At 64.3% G+C, this 25,627-nt stretch carries 26 protein-coding genes and 1 tRNA gene; 13 read left to right on the top strand and 14 right to left on the bottom strand.

The window, feature by feature from the left end; translation table 11 throughout:
* Nucleotides 1–173 precede the first annotated feature (173 nt).
* Nucleotides 174–3,281, top strand: a complete 3,108-nt coding sequence (gene putA, locus AC5I5I_RS01565) for a bifunctional proline dehydrogenase/L-glutamate gamma-semialdehyde dehydrogenase PutA (protein WP_495969364.1) — start codon at nt 174–176, stop codon at nt 3,279–3,281.
* Nucleotides 3,282–3,313: 32 nt separating this feature from the next.
* Here the strand turns inward: putA and AC5I5I_RS01560 are convergent, their stop codons facing one another.
* Together AC5I5I_RS01560 and AC5I5I_RS01555 are read right to left on the bottom strand one after the other, a co-directional pair.
* A complete protein-coding gene (locus tag AC5I5I_RS01560) occupies nt 3,314–3,505 on the bottom strand; it encodes a hypothetical protein (RefSeq protein ID WP_495969363.1) in 192 nt (63 codons plus the stop codon).
* A gap of 57 nt (nt 3,506–3,562) precedes the next feature.
* On the bottom strand, nt 3,563–3,727 hold the full coding sequence (locus AC5I5I_RS01555) for a hypothetical protein (protein ID WP_495969362.1): 165 nt from the start codon (nt 3,725–3,727) through the stop codon (nt 3,563–3,565).
* A 248-nt stretch (nt 3,728–3,975) separates the two neighbouring features.
* Here AC5I5I_RS01555 and AC5I5I_RS01550 point away from each other — a divergent pair, with 248 nt between their 5' ends.
* From AC5I5I_RS01550 to AC5I5I_RS01530, 5 genes are all read left to right on the top strand, one after another.
* Nucleotides 3,976–4,164, top strand: coding sequence for a hypothetical protein (locus tag AC5I5I_RS01550; protein WP_495969361.1), 189 nt, complete (start codon nt 3,976–3,978; stop codon nt 4,162–4,164).
* A 245-nt stretch (nt 4,165–4,409) separates the two neighbouring features.
* On the top strand, nt 4,410–4,832 hold the full coding sequence (hisE, locus tag AC5I5I_RS01545; RefSeq protein ID WP_495969360.1) for a phosphoribosyl-ATP diphosphatase: 423 nt from the start codon (nt 4,410–4,412) through the stop codon (nt 4,830–4,832).
* Nucleotides 4,833–4,934: 102 nt separating this feature from the next.
* Complete coding sequence (locus AC5I5I_RS01540; RefSeq protein WP_495969359.1) at nt 4,935–5,516, top strand: YqaA family protein; 582 nt, start codon at nt 4,935–4,937, stop codon at nt 5,514–5,516.
* Nucleotides 5,517–5,676: 160 nt separating this feature from the next.
* Nucleotides 5,677–6,369 carry a hypothetical protein gene (locus AC5I5I_RS01535; protein WP_495969358.1) on the top strand — a complete coding sequence of 231 codons (693 nt, stop codon included), beginning with the start codon at nt 5,677–5,679 and terminating at the stop codon, nt 6,367–6,369.
* 122 nt (nt 6,370–6,491) lie between these two features.
* Complete coding sequence (locus AC5I5I_RS01530) at nt 6,492–7,856, top strand: NAD(P)H-dependent oxidoreductase (RefSeq protein ID WP_495969357.1); 1,365 nt, start codon at nt 6,492–6,494, stop codon at nt 7,854–7,856.
* A gap of 14 nt (nt 7,857–7,870) precedes the next feature.
* Here AC5I5I_RS01530 and AC5I5I_RS01525 read toward each other — a convergent pair whose 3' ends face one another.
* Nucleotides 7,871–8,161: a hypothetical protein gene (locus AC5I5I_RS01525; protein ID WP_495969356.1), complete on the bottom strand. Its 291-nt coding sequence runs from the start codon at nt 8,159–8,161 to the stop codon at nt 7,871–7,873.
* Nucleotides 8,162–8,241: 80 nt separating this feature from the next.
* Nucleotides 8,242–8,448, bottom strand: a complete 207-nt coding sequence (locus AC5I5I_RS01520; protein ID WP_495969355.1) for a DUF6494 family protein — start codon at nt 8,446–8,448, stop codon at nt 8,242–8,244.
* Between the two features lie 111 nt (nt 8,449–8,559).
* Here AC5I5I_RS01520 and AC5I5I_RS01515 point away from each other — a divergent pair, with 111 nt between their 5' ends.
* The 3 genes from AC5I5I_RS01515 to AC5I5I_RS01505 all read left to right on the top strand — a co-directional run bounded on the left by AC5I5I_RS01515 (nt 8,560) and on the right by AC5I5I_RS01505 (nt 13,299).
* Nucleotides 8,560–11,289, top strand: coding sequence for a response regulator (locus tag AC5I5I_RS01515; RefSeq protein WP_495969354.1), 2,730 nt, complete (start codon nt 8,560–8,562; stop codon nt 11,287–11,289).
* A gap of 82 nt (nt 11,290–11,371) precedes the next feature.
* Complete coding sequence (locus AC5I5I_RS01510; protein WP_495969353.1) at nt 11,372–11,737, top strand: response regulator; 366 nt, start codon at nt 11,372–11,374, stop codon at nt 11,735–11,737.
* Nucleotides 11,734–13,299 carry an adenylate/guanylate cyclase domain-containing protein gene (locus tag AC5I5I_RS01505; protein ID WP_495969352.1) on the top strand — a complete coding sequence of 522 codons (1,566 nt, stop codon included), beginning with the start codon at nt 11,734–11,736 and terminating at the stop codon, nt 13,297–13,299. The genes AC5I5I_RS01510 and AC5I5I_RS01505 overlap by 4 nt, the downstream gene beginning before the upstream one ends.
* 29 nt (nt 13,300–13,328) lie before the next feature.
* On the opposite strand, the gene AC5I5I_RS01500 is transcribed toward AC5I5I_RS01505, so the two are convergent.
* Together AC5I5I_RS01500 and AC5I5I_RS01495 are read right to left on the bottom strand one after the other, a co-directional pair.
* Nucleotides 13,329–13,718 carry a hypothetical protein gene (locus tag AC5I5I_RS01500; protein WP_495765300.1) on the bottom strand — a complete coding sequence of 130 codons (390 nt, stop codon included), beginning with the start codon at nt 13,716–13,718 and terminating at the stop codon, nt 13,329–13,331.
* 120 nt (nt 13,719–13,838) lie between these two features.
* Complete coding sequence (locus AC5I5I_RS01495; protein WP_495765301.1) at nt 13,839–14,312, bottom strand: nuclear transport factor 2 family protein; 474 nt, start codon at nt 14,310–14,312, stop codon at nt 13,839–13,841.
* Nucleotides 14,313–14,507: 195 nt separating this feature from the next.
* Between AC5I5I_RS01495 and AC5I5I_RS01490 the strand changes: the two genes are divergently transcribed.
* Nucleotides 14,508–15,167: a class I SAM-dependent methyltransferase gene (locus tag AC5I5I_RS01490; protein ID WP_495765302.1), complete on the top strand. Its 660-nt coding sequence runs from the start codon at nt 14,508–14,510 to the stop codon at nt 15,165–15,167.
* Nucleotides 15,168–15,189: 22 nt separating this feature from the next.
* Here the strand turns inward: AC5I5I_RS01490 and AC5I5I_RS01485 are convergent, their stop codons facing one another.
* The 4 genes from AC5I5I_RS01485 to AC5I5I_RS01470 all read right to left on the bottom strand — a co-directional run bounded on the left by AC5I5I_RS01485 (nt 15,190) and on the right by AC5I5I_RS01470 (nt 20,337).
* Entirely contained in the window at nt 15,190–17,244 is a 2,055-nt protein-coding gene (locus AC5I5I_RS01485; protein WP_495969351.1) for an FG-GAP-like repeat-containing protein, read from the bottom strand.
* Nucleotides 17,184–18,896, bottom strand: coding sequence for an FG-GAP repeat domain-containing protein (locus AC5I5I_RS01480; protein ID WP_495969833.1), 1,713 nt, complete (start codon nt 18,894–18,896; stop codon nt 17,184–17,186). The genes AC5I5I_RS01485 and AC5I5I_RS01480 overlap by 61 nt, the downstream gene beginning before the upstream one ends.
* Complete coding sequence (locus AC5I5I_RS01475) at nt 18,778–19,965, bottom strand: FG-GAP-like repeat-containing protein (RefSeq protein ID WP_495969350.1); 1,188 nt, start codon at nt 19,963–19,965, stop codon at nt 18,778–18,780. Before AC5I5I_RS01475 ends, AC5I5I_RS01480 begins: the two co-directional genes overlap by 119 nt.
* A 78-nt stretch (nt 19,966–20,043) precedes the next feature.
* On the bottom strand, nt 20,044–20,337 hold the full coding sequence (locus tag AC5I5I_RS01470; protein WP_495969349.1) for a hypothetical protein: 294 nt from the start codon (nt 20,335–20,337) through the stop codon (nt 20,044–20,046).
* Between AC5I5I_RS01470 and AC5I5I_RS01465 the strand changes: the two genes are divergently transcribed.
* Entirely contained in the window at nt 20,318–21,382 is a 1,065-nt protein-coding gene (locus AC5I5I_RS01465; protein ID WP_495969348.1) for a TIGR03032 family protein, read from the top strand. The two genes, AC5I5I_RS01470 and AC5I5I_RS01465, sit on opposite strands and share 20 nt — an antisense overlap.
* A gap of 79 nt (nt 21,383–21,461) precedes the next feature.
* On the opposite strand, the gene AC5I5I_RS01460 is transcribed toward AC5I5I_RS01465, so the two are convergent.
* Nucleotides 21,462–21,548, bottom strand: a tRNA-Leu gene (locus tag AC5I5I_RS01460).
* A 223-nt stretch (nt 21,549–21,771) separates the two neighbouring features.
* Between AC5I5I_RS01460 and AC5I5I_RS01455 the strand changes: the two genes are divergently transcribed.
* On the top strand, nt 21,772–22,332 hold the full coding sequence (locus AC5I5I_RS01455; RefSeq protein WP_495969347.1) for a disulfide bond formation protein B: 561 nt from the start codon (nt 21,772–21,774) through the stop codon (nt 22,330–22,332).
* 59 nt (nt 22,333–22,391) lie between these two features.
* Here the strand turns inward: AC5I5I_RS01455 and AC5I5I_RS01450 are convergent, their stop codons facing one another.
* From AC5I5I_RS01450 to AC5I5I_RS01440, 3 genes are all read right to left on the bottom strand, one after another.
* The gene (locus tag AC5I5I_RS01450; RefSeq protein ID WP_495969346.1) at nt 22,392–22,949 is read right to left on the bottom strand and encodes an HNH endonuclease; all 558 of its coding nucleotides are present in this window, start codon (nt 22,947–22,949) and stop codon (nt 22,392–22,394) included.
* Between the two features lie 140 nt (nt 22,950–23,089).
* Nucleotides 23,090–23,770 carry an alpha/beta hydrolase gene (locus tag AC5I5I_RS01445; protein ID WP_495758519.1) on the bottom strand — a complete coding sequence of 227 codons (681 nt, stop codon included), beginning with the start codon at nt 23,768–23,770 and terminating at the stop codon, nt 23,090–23,092.
* Nucleotides 23,712–24,494: a DNA-3-methyladenine glycosylase family protein gene (locus tag AC5I5I_RS01440; RefSeq protein WP_495758518.1), complete on the bottom strand. Its 783-nt coding sequence runs from the start codon at nt 24,492–24,494 to the stop codon at nt 23,712–23,714. Before AC5I5I_RS01440 ends, AC5I5I_RS01445 begins: the two co-directional genes overlap by 59 nt.
* Before the next feature lie 172 nt (nt 24,495–24,666).
* Here AC5I5I_RS01440 and gluQRS point away from each other — a divergent pair, with 172 nt between their 5' ends.
* A complete protein-coding gene (gene gluQRS, locus AC5I5I_RS01435; protein ID WP_495969345.1) occupies nt 24,667–25,539 on the top strand; it encodes a tRNA glutamyl-Q(34) synthetase GluQRS in 873 nt (290 codons plus the stop codon).
* The last annotated feature ends 88 nt before the right edge of the window (nt 25,540–25,627 follow it).

The following is a 25,627-nucleotide window of genomic DNA, read 5'->3' as shown; positions in this document are numbered from 1 at the left end:
CCCTCTTCACAGCAAAGAATATGCCGCCGGAAAGAGCAAGGTAGGACGGTGCGGCACACTCTCCCTGCACAGGGTTGTCGCATATCGTGCCGAATTGGCAGGCAGGCTGCAAATGCCGATGCTGTGTGGCGGGTTAAATCTCCTACATGAAAGGCGTGCGGAGGATCGAAACGATGGCGGGCCTGGACGATAACGGGACACACGCGGTGGCTGGCCTGTCCCCCTTCCGCGCACCCTATTCCCCGCCGGACGAGGAATTCGCCCGCCGCTTCCTCGCGCAGCAGCCGGCGGCGGAGGCGGAGCGGCGCGTCGACGCGCTGGCGGCCCGCCTGATCGCGGCGATCCGTTCGCATGCCGGCGGCCTCGGCGGGATCGAGGACTTCCTGCACGCCTATTCATTGTCGACCCAGGAAGGCCTCGCGCTGATGGTGCTGGCCGAGGCACTGCTGCGGGTGCCGGATGCCGAGACCACCGACCGGCTGATCGAGGACAAGCTCTCTGGCCGCGACTGGTCGCATCCCGACCAGAAGGGCGAAACGCTGCTGGTGGCGGCCTCGGCCTGGACGCTGGGCATTTCGGCCCGGCTGATCACGCCGGGCCAGACGCCCGAAAACATCATCGACAGCCTCACCCGCCGCCTCGGCCTGCCGGCACTGCGGCTTGCGACCCGGCAGGCGATGCGGCTCCTGGGCTCGCATTTCGTGCACGGCCAGACGATCGAGGAGGCGCTCGGGCGCGCCGCCTCCGACCCGGAAAGCCGCTATTCCTTCGACATGCTGGGCGAGGGCGCGCGCACCGCGAAGGATGCCGAGCGCTATTTCCACTCCTATGCCCATGCGATCGAGGCGATCGGCAAATCCTCCAGCGCGACCGACCTGCATGAGCGGCCCGGCATTTCGGTGAAGCTGTCGGCGCTGCATCCGCGCTACGAGGCGGTGTCGGAGGATCGCGTCATCCGCGAACTGGGGCCGCGGCTGCTGGAGCTGGCGCGCAAGGCGAAGCATTACGATCTGCCGTTCACGGTCGATGCAGAAGAGGCGGATCGTCTGGAATTGTCGCTCGACGTGATCGGCGACGTGCTACGCGATCCTTCGCTTTCGGGCTGGGACGGCTTCGGCCTCGCTGTGCAAGCCTATCAGAAGCGTGCCCCCGCTGTGATCGGCTGGCTCAACGATGCAGCGGAGGCGTTGTCGCGCCGGCTGATGGTGCGCCTGGTCAAGGGCGCCTATTGGGACACCGAGGTCAAGCGCGCGCAGGAGCGCGGGCTCGCCGACTACCCGGTGTTCACCCGCAAGGCGATGACCGACCTCTGCTACATGGATTGCGTCTCGCTGCTGCTACAGGCGCGGCCACGGCTCTATCCGCAATTCGCCACCCATAACGCGCTCACTGTCGCGAGCGTGATCGAACAGGCCGGCGGCGTTGCGGATTACGAATTCCAGCGCCTCCACGGTATGGGCCTCGAACTCTACGACGCGCTGCGGGCCGATTATCCGGAGGTGGAATGCCGGGTCTATGCGCCGGTCGGCGGGCATCGCGATCTGCTCGCCTATCTGGTGCGGCGGCTGCTGGAGAACGGCGCGAATACCTCGTTCGTGTCGGTGTCTGCCGATCCGAATGTCCCGATCGAAACCATCCTGATGCGGCCGCGGCAATGGATCGCCTCGGTCGCGCATGCACGGCATCCGAAGATTCCGCTGCCGCGCGATCTCTACATGCCGGAGCGCAAAAACTCGCCGGGCGTGGAATTCGGCGACAGCGCTGCCTTGCGCGATTTGCTGGATGAGATCGCGAACGCGAAGCCTGTCCGTGCGGCGAAATCGATTGTCGGTGGCAAGGAGCGCGCCGGCAGCAAACGTCCGGTGCTCTCCCCGGCAACCGGCGAGTCCATCGGCGAAGTGGCCGAGGCCGATGCGGCGGTTGCGCAGGATGCGATGGCCGCGGCGCAGAAGGGCTTTACGCATTGGTCCGCGACACCGGTCGAAGACCGCGCACGCATCCTCGATCACGCCGCCGACCTGCTCGAACAGCGCCGCGGTGACTTCATCGCGCTGCTGCAGAGGGAAGGCGGCAAGACGCTCGACGATTGCGTCGCCGAATGGCGCGAGGCGATCGATTATTGCCGCTATTACGCCGCGCAGGCGCGCAGGACGCTCATTCCGCAGATGATGCCGGGACCAACCGGCGAGACCAACGAATTGCGCTATCGCGGCCGCGGCGTGTTCGTCTGCATCGCGCCATGGAATTTCCCGCTGGCGATCTTTTTAGGCCAGGTGACCGCGGCGCTTGCTGCGGGCAACAGTGTGGTGGCGAAGCCCGCGGAGCAGACGCCGCTCGTTGCCTATCACGCGGTGCGACTCCTGCATGACGCCGGCGTGCCCAATGCGGCGCTGCATCTGGTGCTGGGCGACGGCAAGGTTGGCGCGGCGCTCACGGGAGACCCGCGCGTCGCGGGCGTCGCCTTTACCGGATCGACGGAAGTGGGGCGCATCATCAACCGTGCGCTGGCTGCAAAGGACGGGCCGATCGTTCCCTTCATTGCCGAGACCGGCGGCATCAATGCGATGATCGTCGATGCGACGGCATTGCCGGAACAGGTCACGGACGATGTGGTCGGCTCTGTCTTCCGTTCGGCCGGACAGCGGTGCTCGGCGTTGCGGCTGCTCTGCGTGCAGGAGCATGTCGCGGATCATATCTTCGACATGGTGGCGGGGGCTGCGGCGACGCTGACGCTCGGCGATCCCTCCCATCCTGCGACCCATGTCGGCCCCGTGATCGATGCCGAGTCGAAGGAGCGGCTGGATGGATGGATCGCGAAGCACGAGAAGCACATCCGCTATCGCTGGGACAAAGATCATGCGCTGCCCGCGCGCGGGCTGTTCGTGCCGCCGGCGATCATCGAACTCCAGCGCGCTTCCGACCTGCAGGAGGAGGTGTTCGGCCCGATCCTGCATGTCGTGCGCTTCCGCGCGCATGAGTTGCACAGGCTGCTCGACGAGATCGAAAGCAATGGCACCGGGCTGACGCTCGGCATTCATTCGCGCATCGACGCGCGGGTCAGCGAGATCGCGAACCGTCTCGCCAACGGCAACGTCTGTGTGAATCGCAACATGGTCGGCGCGGTGGTCGGCACCCAGCCGTTCGGCGGCACGCGGCTGTCCGGCACCGGACCGAAGGCGGGCGGGCCGAATTACCTGCGGCGGTTCGCGACCGAGCAGGTGATCGCGATCAACACCGCGGCGTCGGGTGGCAATGCGAGCCTGCTGGCGACGGAGGAGTAAAGAACTCCCGCGCTGAACAAGCGACGTTGCGGCTAGACCGCCGGCTTGGTGAGCCTGACAGCAAGCGGCCATGTCAGGGCAATGGCGCAGGCGGCGCTGCCAAAGAAGACGAGCAGGCTGATCGGCGCATTGATCCGGTCGGTTGCGAGCCCGATCCCGATGGCGACAGCCAAACCGGCAATAAGAAGAACGACGTAAGTCAGGACGAGCGTGAGACCTTGCATTGTCATCTCCACAAATGAAAAGCCCCGCCGAAGCGGGGCATAACTTTCAAAACCTGATCAGGCGCCGGATTTTGCGGTCCCCGCTTGCGGATCGCGGACCATCAGATCCCTCGCGCCGGTTTGTCTGGAGTCACGCTCCGCAGCCGTGCGGGCCGTGCCGCTCATTTCCCTGTCGCCAACCACCACATGCCAGTCGAAGCTGGCCGTGTCCTGTTTGATCATGATGTCGTATATCCGCTGTCTTCGCGCCGGGCAGGCGGCGCTCCTGTCAATCGGCCACGCGATCGAACCAGAGTCGATCGCTGAGCCAATTCCGTCGATGGCGGGAGCGCGCGCTACTCTCAGTCACCGGACATGCCACAGGCAAGATCGAGCGCGGTGATAAACCTTATATAGACGCTCGTGAGCCTCGTTTCGAGACAATTCGGGACCGAAGCCAAAAACAATATGCAAAACGTGATTTGCCGCCCATGGCCGATTTTGCGGCTCGGATCGGTGGCGCCGCAAGCGCCGATCATTACCGCATCATGACATCGGCATTACGAAAACATAATCCGCGGCGCTCTCCCGTCGCCGCGATTGCGATGCCAAATGTTGGCCCGACGCGTCACATGGATGATTGCGCGAAGGCAATTGCGCGAGCGGCAATCAGCGCCTGACGGCGAAGGCAGCAGGCTGACGCATCCGGCGCAGATCATCGCCGCATCACACGAGACACCGCTGCGACGCACGGCCTGCGCGTCCGGCCGCAGCGCGACTGGTAAACCGGCGGGACAAAGCCGGACATTTCGACTGCACAGCCCGGCAGGACGCCCTGCCGGGCTTTTTTTTGTCATCGACCCGATTTCTAAAGCAGTCATAAATCGTTAACGATGTCTGAAAGGTTTGACGGTATTGTCGTCCCATGACTGATTCGCTCGAGCGGCTGCACAAATCCGTGGTTGCCCTGCAGAAGGGCGATCCGCAGACGTCGCGCACCGCGCGGCTGATGCGCTCGGGCCGCGCCAAGATCGCCAAGAAGATGGCAGAGGAGGCGGTCGAGGTCGTGGTCGATGTGATGCGCGGCAACCGCGAGGCCGCCATCCGCGAGAGTGCCGATCTGCTGTATCATCTGGTGGTGCTATGGGCCGATGCCGGCATCCGCCCGCAGGACGTCTGGGCCGAAATGGACCGCCGCGAGCGGCTGCTCGGGATTGCCGAAAAGCCGCCGAAAACGTCGGCGTCGGCGTTGGAGCCGGTTGCCGTGACCGCAACCGCGGCTGTACGCCGAAAAGTGGTGGCGCTGGAAGCCCGCCGCATTCCCAAGCGGCGCCGTTCCGGCTATTGATCCGGCCCCTCCTGCCGCGCGCAATTCCGGCCTGCCAGAGCTGCGCATCGATGACGGCCGAAGTCTTCCGACGTCAGCGGCGGGTCTACCGACAGGGTCAGCATGCTTCGCCGGTTGTATGATTGGTGCGTCGCGGCCTCCTATCGCCCGGCCGCGAAGTGGATCCTGGGGATGGTCTCTTTCATCGAGAGCTCATTCTTTCCGATCCCGCCGGACGCCATGCTGATCCCGATGTCGCTGGCGCGTCCGGACAGGGCCTATTCCTACGCGTTCCTGTGTACCTGGACTTCGGTCGCAGGCGCCCTGCTCGGTTATGCGATCGGCGCGCTGCTGTTCGACTCGGTTGGGCAATGGGTGATTTCGGCCTATGGCCTGACCGACAAGGTTGAGGTCTTCATCAGCCAGTATTCGAAGTGGGGCGCATGGATCATCCTGCTGGCCGGCTTCACCCCGATCCCCTACAAGCTGATCACCATCACATCCGGTTTCGCCGGCTATAACCTGCTGCTGTTCATCGTCTTTTCGGTCATTGCGCGCGGCGCCAGGTTTTATCTGGTGGCGTTCCTGCTGCATCGCTATGGCGACCGCGCCCGCACCATGATTGAGCAGCGGCTCGAGCTTCTGACGGCGATAGCGGCGGTGCTGGGCGTGGCCGGGCTCGCCTTCGCCATGTATTATTTCTAAGGTGTCATCTCCGACGACAGCGTTCTGGAAGGCCTGTTTTTTCGGGACTTTCCGGCGGCTACCTCATTTTCGCCATTCAGGCATTACAAGAGCGCTGTCGGCGACGCCGAGGCGGTGTGTTATCGCTTCGACACACAGGCATCCGAGATTTGGGGAAAGCTTGGATCGCGCGATGGCCCAATTGGTACCAGTAACTTCAACCTTACGTCCGCTCGCCGTCGGCGCGGCGCTGGCAACCTGCGCCGTCGCGTGGCTTTGGGCACATCCCGGCATCGCGCAAGTTCCGCCGACCGCTCCCGAGGCCGCGGCTCCAAGGGCGGCGGAAACCCCGCCGACACCTCCGCAGGCTCAGGAAGCGCCCCGTAAACCCGAGGGTTTCTTCGACGCGTTCAACCGCTGGTCACGGGACTTCAAGGCCAAGGTCGACGAGGCCAATGCCAAGTGGCGGGCCAGCGTCGAGGAAAACAATGCGAAGCTGAAGGCCAGCACCGACGAGACCAACGCCAAGCTGAAGCAAAGCGTCGACGAGAACAACGCCAAGTGGCGCGAACTCAGCGAACGGAGCGGAAAGGCCGCGAAAGAAGCTGCGGCGGCCCAGAAAGAGGCCGCCGATGCGTTCAAGAATCTCGCCAATACCCGGCTTATCGAGGGTCGACAGGTCTGCGAAACTGCGGCCAACGGCTCACCCGATTGTCAGGCCGCTGCCGAAGTGATCTGCAAGGGCAAGGGCTTCGCGATCGGCAAGAGTGCCGACATCACCACGACCCAAAAATGCTCGGCGCGCGCGCTGTTGCAGCGCGACGAAAGCCAGTGCCGCACCGAAACGGTGGTGATCAAGGCGGCGTGCCAGTAACGCCGCCGCCGCCGGGCTTGACCCGACAGCCCATCGGGCGAAAAGGATGGGTCCGCAGTCAGTGATGAAGCGACGCCGTGCGTAGCGGCACGCGCGCCTGATCGCAGCCGGGAGGACCATCCGTGAATCTGTTCGCCAAACTCACTGAGCGCGAAGCCGCCGGACGACCGATCCGCATCGGTCTGATCGGCGCCGGCAAGTTCGGCACCATGTTTCTGACCCAGGTGCGCCGCACGCCCGGCATGCATCTGGTCGGGTTGGCCGACCTCGACGTCTCGCGCGCGAAGAGCCAGCTTGCGTCGGCGGGCTGGGACGCTGCGCAATATGCGGCGGCCTCGCTCGGCGACGCGCTGAAGTCCCGCACGACCTCCGTCACCGACGACGCGGACGCGCTGATCGCCTGTCCCGATGTCGATGTGATCGTCGAGGCCACCGGCGATCCGAAGACCGGCATCCGCTTTGCGCTCGCTGCCATCGCGCACGGCAAGCATATCGTGATGGTCAATGTCGAAGCCGACGCACTGGCGGGTCCGCTGCTGGCGCGCAAGGCGCGCTCAGCCGGCGTGGTCTACAGCCTCGCATGGGGCGACCAGCCGGCGCTGATCTGCGAGCAGGTCGATTGGGCCAGGGCCTGCGGCTTCAAGGTGATCGCCGCCGGCAAGGGCACGCGCTATCACCCGACCTATCATCGCTCCAATCCGGACAGCGTGTGGGAAATTCTCGACAAGTATCTGAAGATCGACGACCGCGCCTCGATCAATCCGAAAATGTTCAATTCCTTTATCGACGGCACCAAGTCCGGCATCGAGATGACGGCGGTGTGCAACGCCACCGGCCTCAAGCCTCAGACAAACGGTCTTGGCTTCCCGCCAGCCAATCGCTTCGAACTCGCCGATATCTGCAAGCCGAAGTCCGAAGGTGGCGCGCTGGAGATGGCGGGCGTCACCGAAGTTGTCTCCTCAGTCGATCGCGAAGAGCGCGACGTGCCGCATCATCTGGCGATGGGTACCTTCGTGGTGTTCGAGGGCGAGAGTGCCTATGCGCGGCAATGCTTCCGCGAATATCACCTGATGCCGGACACGAGCGGGCGTTACGCGGCGCTGTATCGGCCAACCCACATGATCGGTCTCGAACTGGGCATCTCAATTGCGTCTGTGGCGCTGCGAGGCGAGCCGACCGGTGCGCCGGTGGATTTTGTCTCGGATGTTGTCGCGACCGCCAAGCGCGACCTCAAGGCCGGCGAGATGCTGGACGGGGAGGGCGGCTTCTGCGTCTGGGGCAAACAGATGCCGGCCCAGGCGTCGCTCGATGCCGGCTGTTTGCCGCTCGGGCTGGCGCATCAGGTTCGGCTGAGGAGCAACATCGCGGAAGGCGCCGTGTTGCGCTGGAGCGACGTGGATTATGACTCGACGGACCTTACCGTCCGCGTGCGCCGCGAGATGGAAGCGGCGTTCGGCCGCCGCAATGCGGCGGCCGAAGCGTCTTAACGCAGCGTCTTGGCCTAGCCGCAGCGCCGAACCGTGCGCACCACTACGGTGCCGTTCGGACGCACGGTGCGCTGCTGCACCACCCGGCAACGCGGACCGACCGCAGGGCCGCACACGCGTCGAGTGCGATAGATGACCCGGCCACCTGGCCGCACCACCCTGGTTCGCACCACGCGGCAGGCGACATCCTCGACGTGGTCGGGCGCGACGATCGTCTTGTCGAAGCGCGCTTGGGCCGGCGGGGCGGCGAAGGTTGCCGCGGCGATGGCGAGGGTGGTGCCGATGGTGGCCAGGAGGAGTCGCATCCAGGGATTCTCCGTTTCACGTTTTGTCGCCCGACAATGCCGGGACGCGACAATCCGTTCCGGGGGAACCGGATTCCCGGCTAGTCGATCCTGATCGCTCCATCGACCTCGTGGGTCAGGCCGAGCGGCGTGATGGTCAGCACCACGCGCGCCGGCAGCGGGGTATTGCCCTTGATCTTGCCGCTGGCCACGGCCTCCCGCACGGCCTTTTCGATTTCGCGCTGCGACGTGACTCCGACTTCCTTGAGGAATTTCCGAATCGAGTTGTTAAGGGCATCTTCGTTCATGTCGGCGACCTCCAGTTTAACGGGTAGCTTAGACTTGCGGTGAGCAATCCGCTATGAGCTTGCACCGCGGCGGGATAGAGGCGGCTGAGGATGGCGATTGTGGACGAACCAATGATGGTCGGCACAGGGCGGCCGTGGCGGCGGAGCATCGCCGCGAAGCTGCTCGCTGCCTTCATCGTGATTGCGGCCCTGACGGCGATTGCGGCCCTTGTCGCGGTCCTGCAATTCGGCCGGATCGAAACGGCGATGGGGCGGCTGACGGAGGAAAGCCTCCCGGAGGTCAAGTTCGCCCTTGCGGTGGAAAGCAATGCGCGAGCCATCGCAGCCGACGGTGCGCGGCTTGCGGGGGCGACATCCGAAGCGCAGCGCTTCTCGCGCATGAACGACGCGACGGAGCGGGTGGGGCAGCTCTGGTCGGCCTTGTCGCGATTGCGCGATGCGACCAACGACGCGGCCGTGATCGAGAAATTGCAGCCGCTGATCGCGCAGCTCGACGGCCAGATCGGCCAGCTCGAGCGCAACGTGCGCGAACGGATTTCGGTGGCGTCCGCGCTGGACAACGCCATTGCCCGCCTCACCCGCGACAGCACCGAACTGGCGGAGCGGCTGTTGCTGCTGCCGCGGCAGCCGGATCAGCTGCAGATGGTGATCAACGGGCTGCGCGGCGACACATACCGTTCCGTTGGCGTGCTGTATCGCGCGGCGACCGCGAGCGATGCAAACGCGGTGGCGACGGGCCAGAAGCAATTCGACGAGATCAGGGAGCGGTTCGAAGGCGGCCTCGCATTCATGATGGCCGATACCTCGTTCGATCGCGCCGAAGCCGAAGCCATCAACAAGGTGGCGCGTTCCGTGCTGTCACTGGGGTCCGGCGCCGGCGGCATCTTTGCGCTGCGGACATCCGATCTCGACGAGCGCGCCGCGGCCGAGGTCCTGCAGCTTGGGCTCGAGAAAGCAGCCGCGGAGATGCAGGTCCAGATCTCCGCGCTGGTCGACGGTGTCGAGGCGGTTGCTGCCGAAACTACGGCCGCCACCAACAGCGCGCTGGAGAATACCCGCTTCTGGCTGATCGGCATTTCGCTGCTCAGCCTCATCGTTGCGGTGTTTGTCGCCTGGTTTTTCGTGCAGCGTTCGGTGGTCGCACGCCTGCAGAAGGTCACCACGGCCATGCTCGCCGTGGCGAGCGGACGCCTCGACGCGCCCTTGCCCCCGGCAGGTGTTGACGAACTCGGCGATATGCGCCGGGCGCTGGTCGTGTTTCGTGACAATGCCCGCGAGATCCGCAATGCCCGGGAAGAGGCGGAAGCGGCGCGCCATCAGGCCGAAGCCGCGTCGCGGACCAAGTCCGCCTTCCTGGCCAATATGAGCCATGAACTGCGCACGCCGCTCAACGCCATCATCGGCTACAGCGAAATCCTGCGCGAAGACGCGCAGGACCGCGGCGACACGGCGAGCGAAGGCGATCTGGTCAAGATCGAAACCGCCGGCAAGCATCTGCTCGGGCTGATCAACGACATCCTCGATCTGTCGAAGATCGAAGCCGGCCGCATGGATCTGCATCTCGAGGATGTGGACCTCAACCGGCTGGTCGCCGAGGTCCGCATGCTGGTGACGCCGCTGATGGACAAGAACGGCAACCGGCTCGAGGTCGAGGTCCCCGCCGATATCGGGGTCATGCGGGTTGACCTGATCAAGCTGAAGCAGAGCCTGCTCAACCTGCTCAGCAACGCCGCGAAATTCACGAAGGACGGACTGATCAAGCTCACGATCGCCAAGACAGAATCCGATCACCGGCCGGCGACATTCACCTTCGCGGTCTCCGATTCCGGGATCGGCATGAATGAGGAGCAGCTTGCCCGGCTGTTCCAGGCCTTCACCCAGGCCGATGCCTCGACCACACGCAATTACGGCGGGACCGGATTAGGCCTCACCATCTCCAAGCATTTTTGCACCATGCTGGGCGGCGACATCACAGTGACGAGCGCGCCGGGCGAGGGCTCGACCTTCGTCATCACCTTGCCCGACGGCGGAAAGGACGTGGCGATGCCGCGCCCCGCTCTCGGCGCCGTCGCGGCGGACGGTGACTTATCCGGCAGAACCGTGCTGGTCGTCGACGACGATCCGACGGTGCACGACGTGCTGCGCGCGACCATCGCCAAGGAAGGCTATCGCCTGCTCCATGCCTATGACGGCGCCCAGGCGCTGGAATTGGCGCGCAGCGAAAAGCCGGACGTGATCACCCTCGATGTGATGATGCCGAAGCTCGATGGCTGGAGCGTGCTCGGCAAGCTGAAATCCGACCCGGCGCTGGCGGCGATCCCGGTGATCATGCTGACCATCGTCGACGAGCGCACGATGGGCTATTCGCTGGGCGCGTCGGAATACATGACGAAGCCGGTTGACCGCAATCGCCTGATCGAATTGCTGCGCCGTTTTGCGGCAACGACGCGCGAGGCTGTCGTTCTGGTGGTCGACGATTCCGAAGATGTGCGGGCGGTGGTGCGCGCGACCGTGGAGAAGGCCGGTCTGAAGACGGTCGAGGCCGAAAACGGGCAGGCCGCGCTCGACTGGCTGAAGCAAAACCCGGCCCCCGCACTGGTCTTGCTCGATCTGATGATGCCGGTGATGGACGGGTTCATGTTCCTCGAGCGGGTCAAGGATGTGCCAGAACTGGCGCAGGTGCCGATCGTGGTGCTGACCGCAAAGGATCTGACCGAAGACGAACGACGCGTGGTCAACGAACGCACCCTGCTGGTGCTGACCAAGGGCGCGCAGCCGCTCTCCTCGCTCGGCTCGGCCCTCGCTGCGATTGCGCAGCGGCCGAGGGAGGCCGCCGAGTGAGACACCCCGTTTCGACCCGGTCCTGTCCCGTTCAGGGACGAGGACGCTTGATCACCCTGACTTTCGCAAAGTGAACCCTGCAATGCCGAAAATCCTTCTCGTCGAAGACAATGAAATGAACCGGGACATGCTGTCGCGGCGGCTGCTTCGCAACAATTTCGAGGTCGTGATGGCCGTGAACGGGCAGGAAGGCGTCGACATGGCAAAGAGCGAGCGGCCGGATCTCATCCTCATGGACATGAGCCTGCCGGTCATGGATGGCTGGACCGCGACCCGCACGATCAAGGCCGACGACTCGACCAAGGCTATTCCGGTCATCGCGCTGACCGCGCACGCAATGGAATCCGACCGCGAGCAGGCGCTGCAGGCCGGCTGCGACGATTTCGACACCAAGCCGATCGAATTGCCGCGGCTGCTCGGGAAGATCAACGCGCTCCTGCCCAAATGATCGACCGGGCCGATAGCGAGAGCGCTCGCCTGCACAACGCGCTGCGCGCGCATCTGCGTCAGGAATTCGTGGCGCCGGCGGCCGCGATCGTGGGCTTCGCCGACATCGTGATCGAGGACGCCGAGCGCGCCGGGCTCGCGGACTATTCGACCGACCTCGACCGCATCAGGAGTGCGGGCCTAAGCCTGCAGGCGCTGCTCGACGAGGTGTTGCAGCAGACCGGCGAGGTCGACGACATCGACTCCTATCGCACCAAGTTGCGGCACGATCTGCGCACGCCGATCAATGCCGTGAAGGGCTATGGCGAGATGATCGTGGAGGATGCGCGCGACTCAGGTCACGAGTCGCTGTTGCCCGATCTCGAGAAGCTGCTCACCGCGGCGGATGGCATCCTGGAACGCATCGACGCGCTGGTCGCTTTCTCGGGCGATTCACTCGACGGAGAGCAGCCGTCCTTCGCCGACGCCTCGCGCGTGGTCGACGCCTTGCGCGTCGCCGAGCCGGCGGCGGCTCAGCAGACGATCGCAGGCCAGATCCTGGTGGTGGACGACAACGCCTCCAATCGCGATCTGCTCGCGCGGCAGTTGACCCGCGACGGCCATGCGGTGGAAACGATAGGATCGGGCCGCGAGGCGCTGGCGCTCACGGCCGAGCGTGCCTTCGACCTGATCCTGCTCGATGTGATGATGCCGGAAATGAGCGGCTACGAAGTCCTGAGCAAGCTGAAACACGATCCGCGGACGGCGGAAATCCCGGTGATCATGATTTCGGCGCTGGACGAGATCGATTCGATCGTGCGCTGCATCGAGGCCGGCGCGGTCGATTATCTGCCGAAGCCGTTCGCGCCGGCCATCCTGCGCGCCCGCATCCGCGCCTCGCTGGAGAACAAGCTGCTGCGCGACCGCGAGCGGGCGATGATGCGCGAAATCCAGATCGCCAAGGAGCGCAACGAAAGCCTGCTGCTGTCGATCCTGCCGCGCGCCGTGGTCGAGCGGATCAATGATGGCGCCGCCATGGTGGCCGACCACATTCCGGAAGCCACCATCATCTTTGCCGACATCGTCAACTTCACGCCGTTCTCCGGCAATCTCTCGCCATCGGACGTGGTCGGGGTGCTGAACCGCATCTTCTCCGCCTTCGACCGGCTGGTCGACCAGTATGGCGCGGAAAAGATCAAGACCATCGGCGACGGCTACATGGTCGCGGTCGGCATTCCGGAGCCGCGCGAGGATCATGCCGAGGTCGCCGCGCGACTGTCGCTGAAGATGCTCGAGATGTTCGCCGAGATCCGCAGCGAAATCGATGCGCCAATCCAGCTGCGCATCGGTGTCCATACCGGGCCAGCGATCGCGGGCGTGATCGGCGAGCGAAAATTCGCCTACGACATCTGGGGCACCACGGTGAACATCGCAAGCCGCATGGAATCGCATGGGGCGGCGGACCGCGTGCATGTCTCGAAAACGGTGGCGGACCGGTTGTCCGGCCAGTTCAGTTTCGTTCCGCGCGGCGCCATCGAGGTAAAGGGCGCGGGCCTGATGGAGACGTTCTGGCTGGAGGCGTAGCGCGTACCGTCAATGGCGGCGCCGCCTTGCTATTTCTTCTGCCGCATCACCCGCGCACAGGTGGTGCGCGCCGACTTGCCGGCTTCCGAATAGCAATAATCGAGCGTGTCGACGTTCACCAGCGTGAACCAGTAAAAGCCTTCCTCATCCGAGCCAACCATCAGATGACCGTTCGGGGTGAAAGCACCCCACAGCTCTTCCTTGACGTCGCCGTCCTTGTTGGAGCGGCTGAGATAGCCTTTGAAGGCCCGGCCCTTCTGCTCGGTGATGACGAGGGTGGCGAGGCCATCGCGATAGCCGTCGTCCTTGGCCATCCGCTCTCGTTGCCCGGTCCAGGTGCCGACCAGCGACAGATCCTGCTGAGCCAGGACGGGCGTGGCCAACAGGCACAAGGCGGCAGCGACGACAATGCGCTTCATGATGACGACCCCGCGATTCGAATCGGAAACGGACAGGCGCAGTCGAATGAAATCGGTCGCGCCTGTCCAGCAGGATTCTCGTCGAGAGTGTATGAACCGTCAATTCGCGGCAGCGAAGTCTCAGAACATCCCGTTCTTGTTCAGCGCCTTTTCCGGATCGGGGATCGCCTGCACGGCGTCCCAATGCTCCACCACCTTGCCGTTATCGTCGAGCCGGAACAGGTCGAAGATCGCAAAGCCGCGCTCGTCGGTGCCGGGATTTCGCACCGCATGCACATGCACGATCACGTAGTTGCCGTCGGCGAAGACCCGCTTGATCTCGCTCTTGTTGTTCGGAAACTTGCCCTTCAGGAAGTTGATGAAGCCCTTGATGCCCTCCAGCCCGTCGGCGCCGACCGGATTGTGCTGGATATAAGTGGCGCCGACATAGGTCGCAGCCTTGTCGAAGTCCTTCTCGTTCAGAACGGCGTTGTAGAATTCGACCACGTTCTTCTTGTTGCGCTCCATCTTCTGCGCATCGGTCATTTGCGCCTGCGCGGGTGCGGTCCATGCAAACGCGACGAACATCAGAAATGCGAGGGCCGATTGTAACATGCTATCCTCCCGTAGCCCGCTTGCCGCGGGCTTGTATGAATCCCGGGAGGCTATTGGCACGCCGTTGGTGCGTCAATCACGGGAACATGACGAAGACGGCCCACACGCGGCCCACTCCGGCCGGGACAAGGCGGCCGGCTTTGTGATACGCGAGCCAAAATGAGCTGCAGCGTGGAGACGAGCCGGATGGGCGGGATGCGAGGACTCTTTTTTTGCGGAGTGATCTGCCTGTTCGCGGCTTCGCCGCTCGCCGCGCAGGACATGCACAAGCATCACGGACATCATCCGCGCTTCGACGACCCTAAGAAATGGTCGGCCTCGTTCGACGATCCCGAGCGCGACAAATGGCAGATGCCCGACCGTATCGTCGCATCGCTGGCGCTGCGTCCGACCGACAGTGTCGCCGATATCGGCGCTGGAACGGGATACATGGCGGTGCGGTTCGCGCGCGCCCTCAAGGACGGCAACGTATTCGCCGTCGATATCGAACCGAACATGGTCAGGCATATGTCAGAGCGCGCCAAGGCGGCGGGGATCGGCAACTTGCGCGCCGTCGTTGGAGGCGAAAACACGCCGAACCTGCCCGAGCCGGTCGATGTGGCGTTCATGCTCAATGTCTATCATCACATCGACAAGCGCTCCGATTACTTCAGGCGGTTGCGCGCGTCGCTGAAACCGGGCGGCCGGGTGGCGATCGTCGATTTCCGGCCGGACGCGCCGGCCGGCGCGCCGAAGCACATGCGGATTTCAGCTGAGACGATTACCGACGAGATGAAAGCGGCGGGCTACAAGCCGGCAGCCTCGTTCGATTTCCTGCCGCGGCAGAATTTCCTGGTGTTCACCCTGGCGGATTGAAGCGCGTTTCGGACGCGTTTCGCTAGAACAGGAAATCCGCCTGATTTGCGGTCAGTTGCGCAATCGTGGTCTTTTGCACTGTCAGGGTGTCGCCGCCGAGAACGCCATCGAAGTCGATCAGCACGGACTTCTTGTCGATCTGGGTCAGGAAGAGATCACCGAAGGCGTTGACGCCCGCGACCCCGGTCAGGTCGATGACGTCCTTGCCCGCCTGATAGTCGAGCACGGTGTCCGCGCCATAGCCGTCGGCGAATACGAACGTATCCGCGCCGTTGCCGCCCTTCAACAGATCGGCGCCATCGCCGCCGTCGAGACGGTCGGCGCCTCCTCCTCCCCGCAGATCGTCGGCAAAGACCGAGCCGATCAGCGTGTCGTCTCCGCTATTGCCGTCGACAAAGGCGACAGCTGACATCGACGTCAGCCCGCTGAAATCGAAAGTATCCGCGGCCGACGTGCCTTTCAGCCCCTTGCCGTTGCCCTGAAGAATCTCGATCGAGGATGCGCTGGCATTGAAGCCGGCGAGCTTGACGTTGCCGCCACCGATGAATTGCAGGGTATCTGAACCCAGGCCGCCCTCGAAAATGTCGCCGGCTCCCTCTTCCCTTTTGACCTGCAGGATGTCGTTGCCTCCGCCGCCGCGCAGGATGTCGTTGCCCCTGCCGCCGTCGATGGTGTCGTCGCCGAGCAGGCCGGACAGATCGTCATTGCCCCTGTTGCCGAAAATGGTGTCGTCGTTGTTAGTCGGCAGCGGCTGTCCGGCAACGGTGTTGGTCGCATCGACCAGGTCGGCTTTTCTTGACCCAACGATGGTGACGCCAATGTCGTTCTGCTCGGTGACATTGACCGTGATCGGAATGCCTGCCGCCGGCGTGTTTAGGAAGGTGCGTAGCCCTCCGGAAGTATCCCCCACCACGGCATCGATATCGCCGTCGCCATCGAGGTCGGCCAGCGTCGGTGCGGAGTAGGGGATGGCCGAAACGATGCCGTTGAAAGGATTGGTGGCGCTGGTCTGCTCAACGAACGTCGGCGCCGTGGAACTGCCGGTGTTGAGGAAAGTCGACAGCCTTCCATCCCTATCCCCGACCACGGCGTCGAGGTCGCCGTCACCGTCCAGGTCGACCAGCGCCGGGGCCGCGTTGCTTCGCTGAAGGGTACCATTAAACGGATTGGCGGCGCCGGTCTGCTCAACGAACACCGGCGCCGTGGAACTGCCGGTGTTGAGAAGATAATTCAGCGTACCGCCAAGATTTTGCCCCACCACGGCATCGAGATCGCCGTCGCCGTCGAGGTCGGCCAGCGCGGGTGTCGATGACCCTCCCACAGCGATTCCGTCGAACGGATTGGCTGCGCCGGTCTGTTCAACGAACACCGGCACCGCGGTGCTGCCCGTGTTGAGGAAGTATTTCAGCGTACCCCCACCTTCCCCCACTACGGCGTCGAGATCGCCGTCGCCGTCGAGGTCGGCCAGCGTGGACGCGGAAAAAAAGCCCACATCGACGCCGTTGAATGGATTGGCGGTGCCGGTCTGCTCCGTGAAGGCGGGCGCGGTGGCGCTGCCCGTGTTGAGGAAGTATTTCAGAGTGCCGTCGAATTCGCCCACCACGGCGTCGAGATCACCGTCGCCATCGAGGTCGGCCAGCGTGGGGGCTGAGGCGGATCCCACATCGATGCCGTCGAACGGATTGGCGGTGCCGGTGGCTTGCGCAAAGCTCGGCTGCGACAGGTCACGGGTCGAAGCGCCCGCTGCATCGGTGACCGTGACGGTCAGCGTGCGGCTGGCGGTCGGGGTGTCGGATGAATTGGCGTAGGTGAGGTTCTGGATCAGCGCGTCGATCGCCGCCGCCGTGGCGGACGCATTGAAGGTGACGGCAAGTGTCGTACCGGCATTGCCGCCGGCAAAGGTACCGATCACCGTGCCGCCGAAGCTGACATCGCTGCCGGAGACGCCGATCTCGCCCGCGCCATTGCCCTGATTGCGGATCGCGATGCTATCCTCCGCCAACAGCCCGGCAACGGTCAGCGTGCCGCCGTCGAAGTTGTTGTCGCCGTCGGTGAAGGTGACATCCGCATCGAGCAATTGCGGCCCGGCGTTGACGGTGTTTTCCAGGAACGTGACCGGCGAGGCACATTCGTGAGCATCGGCGCATCGTTCTGCGCCGTGATATTGACCGCGATCTGAATGCCCGCGGACGGCGTGTTGAGGAAGGTGCCCAGGGTGCCGTCGGTCTCCCCCACCACGGCATCGATATCGCCGTCGCCGTCGAGGTCGGCCAATGTTGGAGCGGACCAGCTTGGAAGGGCGGAGTTTCCCACGTCGATGCCATCGAACGGATTGGCGGCACCGGTCTGCTCAACGAACACCGGCGCCGAGCCGCTGCCAGTGTTGAGGAAAAAGCGCAGCGTTCCATACCACTCCCCCACCACGGCATCGATATCGCCGTCGCCGTCGAGGTCGGCCAGCGTGGGTGTCGATAACTCTCCCACATCGATTCCGTCGAACGGATTGGCAGCGCCGGTCTGTTGCGTAAAGGCGGGCGCGTTGGCGGTGCCGGTGTTGAGGAAATAATTCAGCGTACCGTCATACTCGCCCACCACGGCGTCGAGATCGCCGTCGCCGTCGAGGTCGGCCAGGGCGGGGGTGGAATAAGAGCCCGGAAGGATGAAGTTGAACGGATTGGCGGCGTCGACCTGACGCGTAAAAGCGGGCGCGGTCGCGCTGCCGGTGTTGAGGAGATAATTCAGATCTCCAAAAAAAGCTCCCACCACAACATCGAGATCGCCGTCGCCGTCGAGATCGGCCAGCGCCGGTGCTGCATTGTACCCTACATCCATCAAGTTGAACGGATTGGCGGCGCCGGTCTGCCGCGTAAAGGCGGGCGCGCTGGCGCTGCCGGTGTTGAGAAAAAAATGCAGCGTACCGTCAGCTTGCCCGACAATGGCGTCGAGATCGCCGTCACCGTCCAGGTCGCCCAGTGAGGGCTTGGAGTAGCCACCATAGACACCGTTGAACGGATTGGCGGCGCCGGTGGCTTGCGCGAAATTCGCCCGCGTGATCGCAGCGCCCGCCGCATCGGTGACCGTGACGGTCAGCGTGCGGCTCGCGGCCGGCGCGTCGGATGAATTGGCGTAGGTGAGGTTCTCGATGAGCGCGTCGATCGCCGCCGCCGTGGCCGAAGCGTTGAAGGTGATGGTGAGCGTCGCGCCATTGCCACCAGCGAGCGTGCCGATGAGCGTGCCGCCGAAGCTGACATCGCTGCCGGATCGCCCGATCTCGCCCGCGCCATTGCCCTGGTTGCGGATCGAGACGCTATCCTCCGTCAGCAGCCCGGTGACGGTCAGCGTGCCGCCGTCGAAGTTGCTGTCCGGGTCGGTGAAGGTGACGCTGGTGTCTAGCAGCTGCGGCGCAGCGTTGACGGTGTTTTCCAGGAACGTGACCGACGAGGTCACGTCGGTGAGGACCGGCGCATCGTTCTGCGCCGTGACATTGACCACGATCGGAATGCCCGCCGCCGGCGTGTTGAGGAAGGTGATCAGACTGCCGCCGAAGTTTTCCCCCACCACGGCGTCGAGATCACCGTCGCCGTCGAGGTCGGCCAGCGTGGGTACAGAGTCAAATCCCACATCGATGCCGTTGAACGGATTTGCGGCACCAGGCTGATAAGCGAAGGCAGGCGCGGTGGCGCTGCCGGTGTTGAGGAGATAGGCCAGAGTTCCGTAGTTTAACCCCACCACGGCGTCGAGATCGCCGTCGCCGTCGAGGTCGGCCAGCGTGGGGCTGAGTCGGACCCCCAACGATGCCGTCGAACGGACTGGCGGCGCCGGGCTGATATGCGAAGGCGGGCGCGGTGGCGCTGCCGGTGTTCAGAAAATAGGCCAGATTGTCGTCCCCAAAATAGGGGCCGTAGTACATCCCCACCAAGGCGTCGAAATCGCCGTCGCCGTCGATGTCGGCGAGCGTGGGCTTGGCACGATAGCCCACGTCGATGAAGTGGAACGGATTTTCGGCGCCTGTCTGCTGCGTGAAGGCGGGCGCGGTGGCGTTGCCGGTGTTCTTGAAATAAATCAGATTTCCGTCGAATTTCCCGACCACGGCATCGAGATCGCCGTCACCATCGAGGTCGGCCAGCGTGGGGGTGAACCATTTGCCCACGTCGATGAAGGGGAACGGATTTGCGGCGCCGGTCTGCTGCGCGAAGGTGGGCGCGGTGGCGCTGCCGGTGTTGAGGAAGTAATTCAGCGTCCCGTCATACTCGCCCACCACGGCGTCGAGATCGCCGTCGCCGTCGAGGTCCGCCAACGTCGGTGCCGAGACGCGACCCACAGTGACACCGTTGAACGGATTGGCGGTGCCGATCGCCGCGGCGAAGCTTGCGCGCGTGGTGGCTTCGGCCGCCGCATCGGTGACCGTGACGGTGAGCGTGCGGCTCGCGGTCGGGGTATCGGACGCATTGGCATAGGTGAGATTCTGGATCAGCGCGTCGATCGCCGCCGCCGTGGCCGAAGCGTTGAAGGTGACGGTCAGCGTCGCGCCATTGCCGCCGGCAAACGTGCCGATCACCGTGCCGCCGAAGCTGACATTGCTGCCGGAGACGCCGATCTGCCCCGCGCCCGCGCCCTGATTGCGGATCGCGATGCTGTCCTCCGCCAACAGCCCGGCAACGGTCAGCGTGCCACCGTCGAAGTTGTTGTCGGGGTCGGTGAAGATGATGCTGGCGGCAAGCAGTTGCGGTGCCGCGTTGATCGTGTTTTCCAGAAACGTGGCCGGCGAGGTCAGGCCGGTTAATTTCGGCGCAGTCATGCGGCATTCCTCACTCTCTACATCACCACGCAACCGCAACACCTGCGCGCCGAACCGGCGACGCAACTGCGACATGCATCAGAGGGAAAAGACCGCTCCCCGCAGCGGCTGGTTGCGCTTGCCGCCGGACAGGAAGCGACTGGCCGCAAGAATTAAACGTTTCTTAACTGCAAATTGCGCGATGTTCCATGCTGCGGTCAACCCGGCAGGACCCACAAACGCGTGACAATCTGTCCGATGGTTACCGCGCAGCCGGATTTCGTTGCGCAACCGGAGCGGATATTCCGCCAGCTTAGCCAAGGCGTAGGGCTTTGCTGATAGAGCTGCCGTCTGAACCTGGCAGGAAAGCGCCGTGACCGAGATCCCCCGCAACGCCAACCCGCTGATGCTATCGCCGCGCTTCGCAGCGTGGCTGGAGGCGGCCGATGTGAGCCTTGCGCTGACCACCTATCAGGCCGGGCGGCTGTTTTTCATAGGTCGAAAGCCGGACGGCAGCGTGCGGGCGCATGAACGCATCATCGAGCAATGCCAGGGGTTGTGGACCGACGGACAGACGCTGTGGACCAGCGGGCTCTACACGCTTTGGCGGTTCGAGAATGTGCTGCGCGCAGGCGAGACGACGCCAGCCGGTGCTGACCGCAAATTCGTGCCGCGCGAGGGCCGCATCACCGGCCGCACCGACATCCATGACATCGCGCTCGGCGCTGTCGAGGGCGTACGGCGGCCGATTTTCGTCAACACACTTTACGGCTGCCTCGCCACCATAAGCCAGACCGCGAGCTTCCGTCCGTTGTGGCACCCGAAATTCCTGAGCGCGCTCGCTCCGGAGGATCGCTGCCATCTCAACGGCCTTGCGATGGACGGGACGCGGCCCGCCTTTGTCACCGCGGTGAGCCGTTCCGATGTCGCGGACGGCTGGCGCGAACGGCGGCAGGATGGCGGTGTGGTGATCGATGTCGCATCGAACGAAATCGTGGCGAGTGGCCTGTCGATGCCGCACTCGCCGCGGCTCTATGACGGCAGACTGTGGTTGCACAATTCCGGGACCGGGGAATTCGGCATCATCGATCCGGCGACCGGCGCTTTCACGGCGGTTGCATTCTGTCCGGGCTATGCGCGCGGCCTCGCCTTTGTCGGCCGTCACGCCGTGATCGGCTTGTCTAAGCCGCGGCGCAACAAGACCTTCGATGGACTGGCGCTCGACGAACGGCTGCGCGCGAAAGACGCCGAGGCCCGCTGCGGCCTGCTCGTGGTCGACATCGATACCGGACATATCGTCGAATGGCTGCGCTTCGAACACACGATCGAAGAACTCTACGACGTCGCGGTGCTGCCTGGCGTGCGCGCGGCGGAAGCGATCGGCTTCAAGGCCGACGACATCCAGCGCGAGATCAGCGTGGAGCAGACGGGCGCATGACCCCGTTCGGCGAGCGCGCTTGGTCGGCAGCCGTCAGTGCCGCGATGGAGATGAATATCCAAGCTTGCTTCGCGTTGAGTGGTGCCCCTGGCCGGAATCGAACCAGCACGACCTTACGGCCACCTGATTTTGAGTCAGGCGCGTCTACCAGTTCCGCCACAGGGGCAACGCCGCGACAAGACGCTTTTCGGGCGCGGGGCAAGCGTAAACTCGCCCGACGGCAGACATAAGGGGATCGACCCGGGCGATCAAGCGGATTTGCAATCCGGACTTTCCGCCGGCCCGGCGCAGCGTTGGGGCCGGTGCGCCTCGCTCGCGGCCCTGTGTCTTGACGGACCGCCTGCTTTCCCGTGAATGCGGGTCCGATCGAAGCGCTACCGGGCCATGCCATGAACGACCTTGCCGCCACCTTCGACCACATGAAGCGCAACGAGCCGGTGCAGCTCGCCGCGGGCGCGGTAGCGATCCTGGGGCTGGCGACCATTCTGGGCGCCTGGTTCTTCCAGATTGTTATGGAACTGCCGCCCTGTCCGCTCTGCCTCGAACAGCGCTACGCTTATTATTTCTCAATTCCGCTGGCGCTGATGGTGCTGCTCGGATCGTCTGTCGGCGCGTCCCGCAAGGTGCTGTTCGCGGCGCTGGCGGTGATCGCGCTCGGCATGCTGTGGAACGCCGGTCTCGGCGCCTATCACGCCGGTGTGGAGTGGAAATTCTGGGAAGGCCCGCGCGATTGCTCCGGTGGGGGGCTGACCGATCTCGGCACCGCGGGCGGTCTGCTCGACAAGCTGAAAAGCATCAGGGTGGTGCGCTGCGACGAAATTCCGTGGAGCTTCCTCGGCATTTCGCTCGCGGGCTACAACGCGATCATCTCGCTGGTGCTGGCGCTGATTGCAGGCTGGGGCGCGTGGCGCGTGTGGCTGACGCTGCCGCCGAAAGAGAAGCTGAGCTGAGTGTCGGCTAGACGCGTCTTAGACCCGAACAAGAAAACGGACGCAGTTGAACAAGCGCGTCACGGCTCCAGTTCGGTGTCCCAGTAGAGATAATCCATCCAGCTTTCGTGCAGGTAGTTCGGCGGAAACAGCCGTCCGTTGCGATGCAGATGCTGCACCGTCGGCTGGAACGGCAATTGCGCCGGATGCATGCTCGCTTCCGCCATGGTCTTGCTGCCCTTGCGCAGATTGCAGGGCGAGCAGGCGGCCACCACGTTGTCCCAGGTGGTGAGACCACCGCGCGAGCGCGGGATCAGATGATCGAATGTCAGGTCGTCGGCGGCGCCGCAATACTGGCAGGCGAATCTGTCGCGCAGGAACACGTTGAAGCGTGTGAAGGCCGGATGCGTTGAGGGTTTGACGAACGTCTTGAGCGAGACGACGCTCGGAATTTTCATCTCGAAACTTGGCGAGCGCACCGCGCGGTCGTAATTCGCAACGATGTTCACGCGTTCGAGAAACACCGCCTTGATCGCGTCCTGCCAGGACCACAGCGACAGCGGGTAATAACTCAGCGGCCGGAAATCGGCGTTCAGAACCAGTGCCGGAAATCCCGCGGGCGAGACGTGCACGTTCAAGCGATGGCGCTCCTTTCAAGCACCGGGATAGCCCCTAATGTATAGGGGAGCGTGACGGGAATGTGAAGGTGCGACTAAGGCTTACCGCGGCTGCGCTGTTTCCTCCCCGGCGCCGGGCGGCGGCGGGGAAGAAAGGCCCGTCACAGCCCGAATCGGCGCGCCAGGAACTCGCCGCCATGGCGCAGCCCCTCCTGGTCGATTCCGTGGCCGATGCCCTTCGAAATGTGCCATTCCACCGGCACATCCAGCGCGGATAGTGACGACGAGGCGTGGAATAGCGCCTGGACCGGGATCAATTCGTCCTGGTCGCCGTGGATCAGGAGGATCGGCGGGCGTGCGGCAATCTCGCCCTCGACGGTTTCGGGCGGACCGTCACCCGGCATGATGAACATCCCGGAATAGCCGACGATGGCCGCCGGCGCGACCGGCCGGCGCAGTCCGGCATGCAGCGACATCATGGTCCCTTGGCTGAAGCCGACCAGAGCCAGCGCCGAGGGCGGCAATTGCCGCCGCTGCAATTCTGCATCGAGATAGGCCTGCAGGGCCGGCGCCGCCTGATTCACTCCCACCCAGCGCTCGTCCGGATCGCGAAAGGTCAGGCCGAACCATTGCCGTCCGACCGGTGCCTGGCCGCAGGGCTCAGGCGCGTGCGGCGACACGAAGGCGGTGTCCGGCAGGATCGGCTGCCAGGCGCGGCCGATATCGATCAGGTCGTTGCCGTCGGCGCCATAGCCGTGAAGAAACACGACAAGCCGTTTGGCCTTACCGCTTTTTGGTTCGAGGCTTGGTCCCGACAGCACCGGGACGTTGGGTTCGGCCATTCTGCTTCGCTTTCCTTGTGGCTTTGGCTGCCGCCGGTTTCTTGCCCGATGGCTTCGGTTTTGTGTCGACCGCAACGCCCTCGCGCCGCTTGACCACATGATAATAGCCCCAGAGCAGATGCGCCGCCACGCCGCGCCAGGGCCGCCATGCGTCAGCGATCGCCGTCAGTTCCTTGGCGCTGGGCCGGGCCTCCAAACCGAGCGCGATACGCGCTGATTCCTGCAAGGCGAGATCGCCGGCCGGCCACGCATCGGCATGGCCGAGGCAGAACAGCAGATAGATGTCGGCGGTCCAGGGGCCGATGCCGTGCATCTCGATCAGCGCGGCATGGGCGGTGTCAGCGTCGCTTTGTCCGATATGGTCGAGATCGAGTTCGCCTTTGGCGAGCGCATTCGCGATCGCCTTGATGGATTTGATCTTGGCTGCAGACAGTCCGAGCCGGCCCAGCCGGTTGGCGCGCGCGCGGCGGAGCGAATCGTGATGGAAGGGATCGAAGGCCGCCTGCAGCCGGCCCCAGATCGCGCCGGCGCTGGCGGTCGATAATTGCTGGCCGCAGATGATCCGGGCGATGCCGGGAAATCCGGGCTCGCCGCGACGAAGTGCAGGTTCGCCGGCTTTCTCCAGAACGGGCACAAGGCGCGGATCGGCCCGCACAAGCTGTGCGAGCGCCAGAGCGAGATCGGATTGGGTGTGGAGGAACTGGGTCATCGTCGCGTGCGGCATTCTCCATCACCCTCTCCCCTTTGAGGGAGAGGGTGGCGAGCATCGAAGATGCGAACCGGGTGAGGGGTAACTTTCCAATATTGTTTGTGCAAGAAACCCCTCACCCGGTTCCTCGCTTTCGCTCGGAACCCTCTCCCTCACGGGGAGAGGGTGTCAGAGCCAGCGGCCAGACATGACGCCACCCGTTTTCCGTTTTGCGCCGTCACCGAACGGCTTTCTGCATCTTGGCCATGCGTTGTCGGCGCTGATGAACGCCGATCTCGCTGCCGAAAGCGGAGGCCGCCTGCTGTTGCGGATAGAGGATATCGACCGCACCCGCTGCAGGCCGGAATACGAAAGCGCTATTTATGACGATCTCGCCTGGCTCGGGGTGGCATGGGAACAGCCGGTGCGGCGGCAATCGGAACATTTCGATGCTTACCGGCAAGCGCTCGAAACGCTGCAGGCGCAGGACCTCGTCTATGCGAGTTTCGAAAGCCGCGGCGACATTGCGGCCCTCGTCACCGAGCGTGGCGCGAACTGGCCGCGCGATCCGGACGGTGCGCCGCTTTATCCCGGCAGCCGCAACAGCATGAGCGATGCTGAGCGCACGTCACGGATGGTTGCCGGCGAACCTTATGCGCTACGACTCGATATGGCGAAAGCCGTCGCGCGCGCAGGTGCATTGAGCTGGAGCGAAGCCGGGCGCGCCCCGGCCGGAGAGACCGGTGAGATCGCGGCGCGGCCGGACGCCTGGGGCGACGTCATCCTCGCCCGCAAGGAGATGCCGACGAGCTATCACCTGTCGGTCGTGGTCGACGATGCACTCCAGGGCGTGACGCGTGTGGTTCGCGGACAGGATCTGTTCTGGTCGACCAGCGTCCACCGGCTGTTGCAGGCGCTGCTGGGGCTGCCGGCTCCGGCCTATCGGCATCACCGCCTGATCGTCGATTCATCCGGCCGCAAGCTGTCGAAGTCGACGCAGGCGACCGCACTCCGCTCCCTGCGGGCGGGCGGTGTAACCCCCGCCGACATCCGGCGGATGATCAGCCTGCCGGAACCGTGAATGGCCGCCCCTGTGGGGCCGTGTCATGCTGGCAAAATCGAATCATGGGGCGGGGCACACCAAAACGGAAGGCCGTGAAGCGGGCGCG

This window comes from Pseudorhodoplanes sp. (assembly GCF_059499825.1).
The sequence above is the reverse complement of the archived record's forward strand: the minus strand, read 5'-3'. Positions and strand labels throughout refer to the sequence as shown.